5 protein-coding genes are annotated in these 9,097 nt (G+C 65.3%); 3 read left to right on the forward strand and 2 right to left on the reverse strand.

The features are described 5' to 3' along the window. Positions 1–172 precede the first annotated feature (172 nt). Positions 173–2,362, reverse strand: coding sequence for a DNA topoisomerase III (locus F591_RS0106135; protein WP_019533711.1), 2,190 nt, complete (start codon positions 2,360–2,362; stop codon positions 173–175). Between the two features lie 206 nt (positions 2,363–2,568). Beyond that, positions 2,569–3,408: an AraC family transcriptional regulator gene (locus F591_RS0106140; protein ID WP_019533712.1), complete on the reverse strand. Its 840-nt coding sequence runs from the start codon at positions 3,406–3,408 to the stop codon at positions 2,569–2,571. 175 nt (positions 3,409–3,583) lie between these two features. On the opposite strand from F591_RS0106140, the gene F591_RS0106145 reads away from it, so the two are divergent. From F591_RS0106145 to hrpB, 3 genes are all read left to right on the forward strand, one after another. After that, a complete protein-coding gene (locus tag F591_RS0106145) occupies positions 3,584–4,588 on the forward strand; it encodes a Gfo/Idh/MocA family protein (protein ID WP_019533713.1) in 1,005 nt (334 codons plus the stop codon). Positions 4,589–4,656: 68 nt separating this feature from the next. Further along, positions 4,657–5,595 (forward strand): aldo/keto reductase, encoded by a 939-nt coding sequence (locus F591_RS0106150; RefSeq protein ID WP_019533714.1) that lies wholly within the window; start codon positions 4,657–4,659, stop codon positions 5,593–5,595. 813 nt (positions 5,596–6,408) lie between these two features. Continuing rightward, positions 6,409–8,913: an ATP-dependent helicase HrpB gene (gene hrpB / locus F591_RS0106155; protein ID WP_019533715.1), complete on the forward strand. Its 2,505-nt coding sequence runs from the start codon at positions 6,409–6,411 to the stop codon at positions 8,911–8,913. Positions 8,914–9,097: the final 184 nt, after the last annotated feature.

The following is a 9,097-nucleotide window of genomic DNA, read 5'->3' on the forward strand; positions in this document are numbered from 1 at the left end:
GCGCAGCCGCCGTAGTCGCCGCGGCGGGCAGTATGCGGCGGTGCCGGCATGGCCGCGCAGCCGCCGTAGTCGCCGCGGCGGGCAGTATGCGGCGGAGCCGGCATGCTGCGGCAGTCGGAGTGCAGCGATGCCGGCATGGCCGCGCAGCCGCTGTGGTCGCAGCCGCTAGCGCTTACTCGCCGCCGTCGCTGTCCGGCCCGCTTTGCTGCCGCTGCAGCGCGGCCTTGAGCGCCTCGCCCAGGCTTGAGCCGAGCTGCACGTTGTCGCTGTACTGCTGGATCAGCTTCGTCTGCTCGCGCCTGCCGCCGCGGCCCTTCTTGTCGTCGCTCAGCATCTCGATGACGTTGCATGGCCGGCACTGGGCGTATTTTCCCGCTTTGCCGGTATGAATCTCCATCTTCTTGCGGCATTGCGGGCAGCGCTTGTTCGACAGCGGCGCCTCGGCCGCGCGGGAATAGCTGCATTCCTTATTGCTGCACACGAGCCGCTTGCCCCGCTTCGTCTTCACTTCCGCCAGCGGCTTGCTGCATTCGGGACAGCGGGAATGGGTCAAGTTGTGCGGCTTGTATTCCGCTTCGCTCGCTTTGACCTCGCTCACCAGCTTGACCGTCTGCTCGCGGATGCCGCGCATGAACGCCTTGGCGTCGCCCTTGCCCTTGGCAATCCGCTCCAGCTCCTGCTCCCATACGGCCGTGAGCTCCGGCGTGCGCAGCTCCGGCGAGACGAGCTCGATCAGCTGGGCTCCTTTGCCCGTCGGCTGCAGCGTGTTCATGCGCCGTTCGATCGTATCGGAGGAGAGCAGCTTCTCGATAATGTCCGCCCGGGTCGCCGGCGTGCCCAGGTTGTGCTTCTCCATGGCGGTCAAGAGACTCGCTTCCGTATACCGCCCCGGCGGCTTCGTCGCCTGCTTGTGCAGCTTCAGGCGGGGGACGTCAAGCTCTGCGCCGACGCTGAGCGGCGGCAAAGCTTGCAAGCCGGCCGGGCCGCCGAAGCCGTCCTCGTCCTGCCGCCCGTCGCCGTCCTCGTCGTCGGCGCCGCCAAATTCGGCATCCTGCCCGTACACGGCCCGCCAGCCGGGGTCGCGGAGCACGCGGCCTTTGGCATGAAACGTCTCGCCGCCGATATCGAGCGTCACGGCCGTATCGTCGTAGCGGCAGGGCGGATAAAACAGCGCGACGAACCTTTTGACGATCAGGTCGTACAGCTTGCGCTCATCGGCGCTTAAAGCCGCCAAATTCGGCGTTTCCTCCGTCGGAATGATCGCGTGGTGGTCGGACACCTTGCTGTCGTCCACGACCCGTTTGGACAAGGGCGGGAGCTTGCGGCCAAGCGGCTTCACGATGGAGGCGTACGCCGGCACCTGAAGCGCCGCGAGGCGGGCCGGAAGCGTCGCCGCCATATCCGACGACAAATAGCGGGAGTCCGTCCGCGGGTAAGTGACCAGCTTATGCTGCTCGTACAGCCGCTGCAGCACGTTCGACGTCTGCTTGGCCGTGAACTGGTATTTGCGGTTCGCATCGCGCTGCAGCTCGGTCAGATCGTAGGCCAGCGGATGCGGCTCGCTGCGCTCCGTTTGTTTGAGCTGCGCCACTTTGGCCGAGCGCGCGCGGCTCAGCTTCTGCAGCAGTTCGTCGGCTTCCTGCTTGTCGAACAGCCGTCCGTCCGGGCGGCGGCTGCTGCGCCATACGGCCTGGAACGGGCCCAGCTCGGCCTTCAGCATCCAGTAATCGCGGGATTGAAACGCCCGAATCTCGCGCTCGCGCTCGATCAGCATGGCCAGCGTCGGCGTCTGGACCCGTCCGGCGGAGAGCGAGGCGCCGTGCTTGCACGTCAGCGCGCGGGTTACGTTCAGACCGATCAGCCAGTCCGCTTCGGCGCGGCATACCGCCGACCGGTACAGGTTATCGTAAGCCCTCCCGGGCTTTAAGGCAGCGAAGCCTTCGCGAATCGCCTTGTCGGTCTGCGAGGAGATCCAGAGGCGGTCGAACGGCTTTTTCCAATGAATGAGCTCCATAATCCAGCGGGCGACGAGCTCTCCCTCGCGCCCGGCGTCGGTCGCAATGACGAGCCGCTCCAGATCGGCGCGCTTCGCCAGCTGCGAGATCGCCTTGAGCTGATGCGACGTCTCGCGGATCGGCTTCAGCTTCATTCGTTCGGGCGCGAGGGGGAGATCATCCAGAGACCACTGGCGGTATTTCGGGTCGTAGTCCTCCGGCTCGGACAGCTCGACCAGATGACCGAGCGCCCAAGTAACGACATATTTCGGGCCCTCCATATAATGCTTGTGCTTCTGCTGGCAGCCGAGCACGCGCGCGATCTCCCGGGCGACGCTCGGTTTTTCGGCTAAAATCAACGATTTCATTGCAGTTCCTCCACTGTAGTTGTTCAGCGCCGGTACGATTCGCGCTTAAGGCGCCCGGCTAAAGGCGAGGCCGTAAAGCACGCGCCCGCGCGCCTGCCGCCGACCCTCTCATGCTGCTTCTGCGTCCAAGGGCGGCGGCGAAGTCCAACAACGAGCATTGTATCATTTGCATTCGCCCCATTGCCAACCGTCAGGACGAAAAAAAGCTACTCTCTTCCGTACAGCTGCCGGTACTCGGTCGGCGTCATGCCTTCCTGCTCCAAAAACCGCTTGTTGAAGTAGCTGACGTTCGGATACCCCGCCTTGCCGGCAATTTCCCGCACGGTCAGCTCCTTTTCCTCCAGCAGCCACTGCTTGGCCCGCTGCATGCGGCAAAGGGTGATGAACGTCATCGGCGACATTTGCGTCGTCTTTTTGAACAGCTTGCAAAAATAATGGCTGCTGACTCCCGCCTCCGCCGCCCACCGCGACAGGTCGAACGGCTCGCATGCCTCGCGCTGCATCGACTGCAGCAGCTGCAAAATGCGGTTGACGGCATCGGTATTTTTGGTCACGGTGAGCGGAACCGCGTGCGCCGTAAACTCGGCGAGCACGGCGTAAGTCAAGGTGGACAGCACCGGAAGGTTCAGCAGCCCGTTCGCCTCCGTCTCGGCGAGCAGCCGCTCCATAGCCTGTTCGAACGGCTTGCGCTGGCGCAGCGTCCACAGCGGGGAGCGGCTGAACCCTCGCTCCAGCATATATTCGTGGAGCGCCTTGCCGTAGAAATGCACCCACCGCACGCTCCATGGATCGTCCGCGCTGCTGTAGTAGCGCTGCTCCTGGAGAGGGAAGTACAAGACGGCGTCCCCCTCCTTGAGCTCGAATATTTTTTGCTCGTATTCCACATAACCGCGGCCGCTGACGACATAGTGGATATTGAAATTGTTCAGGGAATGCTCCGGCCGGTATACGCTGTGATCCGGCTCGTCCCAATACCAGCCGACGGATTCCGGCAGCACGAGATACGGATGGTCGCTAATCGTAGGAAGTAACCTTTGCCGCTTCATATCGCCGCTCCTTCTCGAGATGGCCCCGCGCCCGCTTGCGAGTGGCACCATCATTAGAACAATATAGTGTTAATCATGCGCAAAAAGATTATATTTTCATTTTAATTGTGCTCAAATATAATGGCAATATCGTATTAATTCAAATTCTGTATCAGGCTGATGGAGGTTCGATCCGATGAGTGAAAAAAAGCTGCGCTGGGGCGTTCTCGGCTGTGCGGGCATTGCCAAGCGGGCGGTCATCCCGGGCATTCAGCAATCGCAGAGCGGCATCGTCGCCGCAGTGGCGAGCCGGGGAATCGATAAGGCGACGGAGACAGCCGGGCAATTCGGCATCGAGAAAGCGTACGCAAGCTACGAGGAGCTGCTGGCGGACAAGGAGATCGACGCCGTCTACATCCCGCTGCCGAATCATCTGCACAAGGAATGGACGATTCGCGCTGCGGCGGCGGGCAAACATGTGCTCTGCGAAAAGCCGATCGCGCTCAACGCCGAAGAGGCGAAGGAGATGGCTGAGGCGTGCGCGCAGGCGGGGGTGCTGCTGGCCGAGGCCTTCATGTACCGCTATCATCCGCGCTACGAGATGGTGAAGGACGCGATCCGCTCCGGCGAGATCGGGGATATCCGCGGCATTCACGGCACATTCACGTTCAATAACGCGAAGGATGCGGGCAATGTCCGCTACCGCAAGGAATGGGGCGGCGGCTCGCTGTACGACGTCGGCTGTTATCCGATCAGCGCGGCCAGGCTTATTCTGGAACAGGAGCCGGAAGCGGCGACGGCACACGCCTTCTTCTCTCCGGAGCACGACGATGTGGACATGATGCTGAGCGGCCTGGTCGAATTTGCCGGCGGCGTTGCGCTTTCGTTCGACTGCGGCATGTGGGCGAGCGGCCGCAATACGCTGGAGATCGTCGGCACGGACGGGCGCATCGAGATTCCGTCGGCGTTCGTCGCCCGCGGCGATGAGTCGGACCATTTTTTCATCACGTCCCAAGGGGGACGCAGGGAGGTTGCGGTGCCGCATCTGAACCAGTACGCGCTGCAGGCCGACGCGATCGCCAGAAGCGCGCTGCACGGCGAGCCTCTGAAGTTCCCGGCGTCCGACGCCGTAAGCAATATGCGCGTCCTCGACGCCTGCCTGAAGTCCGCCCGGGAAAGGGTGCGGGTCGCGCTATCCTAAACGCCGGCATCGGCCCATTCGGGCAGGCTGGAGCAAACTGAACAAACGCTGGATGGGAGGAATTCCGTATGCAAACGATTCGCATTGAAGGTTTGGACAAACCGGTTTCCAGGCTGATTCAAGGCGGGGACTTTTTCAGAGAAAACGAATACGACATGGTATGCCGCGTGCTGGACGATTTTTTCGCAGCCGGGGGAAATGCGATCGACACCGCGCATATTTACTGCGGAGGGGAGAGCGAGACGACGATCGGGCGCTGGATGCGCGAGCGGGGGAACCGGGAGCAGGTCGTTATTTTGACCAAAGGCGCGCATCATGACAGGACCGGTCCGCGCGTCAATCCGCAGGCGATCGAGCACGATCTGCTGACCAGCCTGGAGCGGCTCGGCACCGATTACATCGATTTGTATGCGCTGCACCGCGACGATCCGGCCGTGCCGGTCAGCGTCATTGTCGACGCGCTTAACGAGCATATTCGCGCCGGGCGCATACGGGCGATCGGGGGATCGAACTGGACGCACGCCCGGCTGCAGGAGGCGAACGATTACGCCGCCGCGAACGGGCTCGTCGGCTTTACGTTCAGCAGCCCGAATTTGAGCCTGGCCAAAGCCAATGAGCCGCGCTGGGCGGGCTGCGTATCGACCGACAGCGCCGCGCAGGAATGGCACGGCCGCACCCGGATGCCGCTGCTGTCCTGGTCCTCGCAGGCCGGCGGATTTTTCACCGGGCGGTTTGCGCCGGATCGGCTGGAAGACAAGGAGATGGTCCGCGTCTATTACAGCGACGACAACTGGGAACGTCTGCGCCGCGCGGAAGCGCTCGGCAAGGAAAAAGGCGTAACGGCGATTCAGATCGCTCTCGCCTATGTGCTGAACCAGCCGTTTCCGACTGCCGCGCTCGTCGGCGCCCGGAACGCCGCGGAGCTCGCTTCTTGCTGTCAGGGGGCGGACATTCGCCTGACCGCGGAGGAAGTGCGCTGGCTGGAGGACCCGTCGTACCACCGCTAATACGAAAACGGCGTTCATCGAACCCGCAATACGCCTGCAGCGCAGCCGCTGCCCTGGGAAGCGCAAGCCGTTTCCTGAGGGCAGCGGTTTTTTTGAACGTTACAGAAAGTTTAACTTCGCTAAAGCGATAAAGCGAAGTGCGACTTTCTGTACCAAGAAAAACGACCGCTGGACCGCGGTCCGCTCATCCTCGAATACGTCGATAGATGGTTTACTCAGGCGCCATTACGGCAGGCTCATCCAGCTTGTCCAGCTCGCTTCACACTATAGGCCAAACCGGCTCTGTCCTTGGCGGCAAGCCGTTTTTTGGGGCTGCTCCATTTGCTCCGCATGACCTTGATTAGCAGGAGATCGTACTATAAGATAAGGACGGCGAAGCTGTTTCCTCACAGGTTCTAAGTTTTAAACGAACGGGAAGCGGCGCGTCATTGTTTAAGAGGAGGGCGTCATCGTTTTGCATATAAACGAAACGGCAAAACCTGCCAACGTTGCAGGATTGGCACATGGAGATAGGGAGGCAAGGAAGCGATCCCGGCTTAAGGCTTGGCGGAGGATAAGAATCCGGCAGGGTATCGGGAACCATGCCGGTTCGGCGAGCACAGCCTGTTCAACGAACGAGACTGGGGCAATGAACGGGAGGCAGCGGCCCCCGCACGGCGGCCGGCGAACGCAACGCGGAGGCGTGCCGATATTGTACAAAAGCTGGACAGCATTGCGAAGCGTTCGCAAGTGTAGTTTCATAGACTGGCCGCATTCGCGAGGCGAACAGTACGGCAGCGCAAGGAGAACGGAGCAGACAGCGGTGAGCGCATCGTGAGCGCGCTGCCGATTAATGAAGTCCTGCCCGAGCTGACCGCCGCGCTGCGCGAGCGGACGGCAGCGGTGCTCGTCGCCGATCCCGGGGCGGGCAAAACGACGCGCGTGCCGCTGGCGCTGCTGGACGAGCCGTGGCTGGAAGGCAGGCGCATCCTGATGCTTGAGCCGCGCCGGCTGGCCGCTCGTTCGGCCGCCCGGCATATGGCTGCGCTGCTTGGGGAAGAGGTCGGGGAGACCGTCGGTTACCGCGTTCGCCTGGATACGAAGGTCGGCCCGCGCACGCGCATCGAGGTCGTGACCGAGGGCGTGCTGACTCGCATGCTGCAGGAGGACCCTGCCCTCGAGCGGGCAGCGTGCGTCATCTTCGACGAATTTCATGAGCGCAGTCTGCAGGCCGATCTGGGCCTGGCGCTATGCTTGCAGTCGCAGACGGTGCTGCGCGGCGATCTGCGGCTGCTCGTCATGTCGGCAACGCTTGATGCCGAGCCGGTCGCCCGGCTGCTCGGGGATGCGCCGGTCATCTTAAGCCGCGGCAGGGCGTTTCCCGTGGAGACGCATTATATGGCGCGGCGGCCAGAGGGGCGCATCGAGTCTGCGGTGGCCGCAGCCGTACAGCAGGCGCTTGCCCGCGAAGACGGCAGCGTGCTCGTCTTCCTGCCCGGAGCGGGCGAAATTCGGCGCGTCGAGGCGCTGCTCGCGGAGGCAAAGCTCGGCCCGCACATTACGGTGGCGCCGCTGCACGGCAGCCTGCCGCAGGAGGCGCAGGACCGCGCCATCGCGCCGCCGCGCCCCGGCGAGCGCAAGGTCGTGCTCGCGACCTCGATCGCCGAGTCGAGCCTGACCGTCGAAGGCGTTCGCATCGTGATCGACAGCGGGCTGGCCCGCGTGCCGCGCTTTTCGCCGCGCACCGGGATGACGCGCCTCGAGACGGTGCCGGTCTCGCGGGCGTCGGCCGACCAGCGCCGCGGCCGTGCCGGCCGGCTCGCGCCCGGCGTCTGCTGGCGGCTGTGGCCGGAAGCCGACGACCGCCTGCTGCCGGCGCACCGCGTGCCGGAGCTGCTGGAGGCGGACCTGGCGCCGCTGGCGCTTGAGCTGGCCGCCTGGGGCGCCGACCCGGCCGAGCTGGCGTGGCTCGATCCGCCTCCGGCAGCGGCGTACAGCCAGGCCTGCGAGCTGCTGCGCAGCCTCGGCGCGCTGGACGGCCGCGGGGCGATCACGCCGCACGGCCGGCGAATGGCCGAGCTCGGCGCGCACCCGCGGCTCGCGCACATGATGCTGCGGGCCGCGGAGCTCGGGCTCGGCGGCGCCGCCTGCGAGCTGGCCGCGCTGCTCGGCGAGCGCGATATCGTGCGCGGCGGCGGTCCCGCCGGCGGGCCGGGCGCCGACATCCGGCTGCGCTTGGAGGCGCTCGCGGGCGGCGCGGAGAGCGGGCGCGGCGCGAGCGTCGACAAGGCGGCGGCCCGGCGCATCCTCGCCGAGGCGGCCGGCTGGAAGCGCGCGCTCGGCGCAGGTGGCGCAATCGGCGGCCCGGCGGCGGCGGCGAACGCGGCAGGCCTGCTGCTGGCGTTCGCCTACCCGGACCGCATCGGCCAGGCGCGGGGCGGCGGCCGCTTCCTGCTCAGCGGCGGGCGGGGCGCCTTTGTCGCGGCCGGCGATCCGCTGTCGGCAGCGCCGTATATCGTCGCCGCGGAGCTGGACGACGCCGGAGCCGAGAGCCGCATCTGGCTGGCGGCGCCGGTGGACGAAGCGGAGCTGCGCAGCCGCTTCGCGGATGCGACCGCGGCCGAGGAGACGGTCGCCTGGGATCGGGACGCCCAGGCCGTCCGCGCCCGGCGGCGGCTGCGGCTCGGCGCGCTCGCCTTGTCCGACGGGCCGCTGCCGGATCCGGACCCGGAGGCGGTGCTCGCCGCGCTGCTGGACGGACTCGCCGCCGAGGGGCTCGGGATGCTGCCGTGGACGAGCCAGGCCCGGCAATTGCGCCAGCGGCTGCAGTTCATGCGCCGGCTCGAGCCGGATTGGCCGGACGTGTCCGACGAAGCGCTGCTGGCTTCGGCTGCCGAATGGCTCGGCCCGCATGCGTACGGCATGCGCAGCCGCAGCGACCTGCAGCGGCTGGACGTCCGCGAGCTGCTGCTGGGCATGCTCACCTGGGAGCAGCGGAGCGCTTTGGATTCCGAGGCGCCGGCTCATATGACGGTGCCCAGCGGCTCGCGCATTCCCGTAAGCTACGACGACCCGGCCGCCCCGGTCTTGGCGGTGCGGCTGCAGGAGCTGTTCGGCATGCGGGAGACGCCCCGCATCGGGCGGGGCCGCGTGCCGCTTACGCTTCACCTGCTGTCGCCGGCGCACCGCCCCGTGCAGGTAACCCGCGATTTGGCCAGCTTTTGGCGCGACGCTTATTTCGAGGTGAAGAAAGATTTGAAGGGGCGTTACCCGAAGCATTATTGGCCGGACGATCCGCTCGAGGCAACCCCGACGAACCGCGCAAAGCCGCGGACATAAAGGACCGCAGGCACGCGAATCGCGGACGAAGCGCGAACATAGATGGGCCACGGGCGCACGGAGCCGCGAACAAAGCGCGAGCATAGAAGGCCGCAGGAGCACGAGGCCGCGGACGAAGAGCGGACCACAGATGGACGCAGAGTACGGAGCCGCAGACGAAACGCGGGCATTCAGGGCCCGCAGG

This window comes from Paenibacillus ginsengihumi DSM 21568 (genome assembly GCF_000380965.1).
GTDB classification, from domain to species: Bacteria; Bacillota; Bacilli; order Paenibacillales; family NBRC-103111; genus Paenibacillus_G; species Paenibacillus_G ginsengihumi.

What these genes read in the sequence shown, in the direction of transcription:
- F591_RS0106135 (WP_019533711.1), bottom strand. Translation starts at nt 2,362, where the DNA reads ATGAAATCGTTGATTTTAGCCGAAAAACCGAGCGTCGCCCGGGAGATC.
- F591_RS0106140 (WP_019533712.1), bottom strand. Translation starts at nt 3,408, where the DNA reads ATGAAGCGGCAAAGGTTACTTCCTACGATTAGCGACCATCCGTATCTC.
- F591_RS0106145 (WP_019533713.1), top strand. Translation starts at nt 3,584, where the DNA reads ATGAGTGAAAAAAAGCTGCGCTGGGGCGTTCTCGGCTGTGCGGGCATT.
- F591_RS0106150 (WP_019533714.1), top strand. Translation starts at nt 4,657, where the DNA reads ATGCAAACGATTCGCATTGAAGGTTTGGACAAACCGGTTTCCAGGCTG.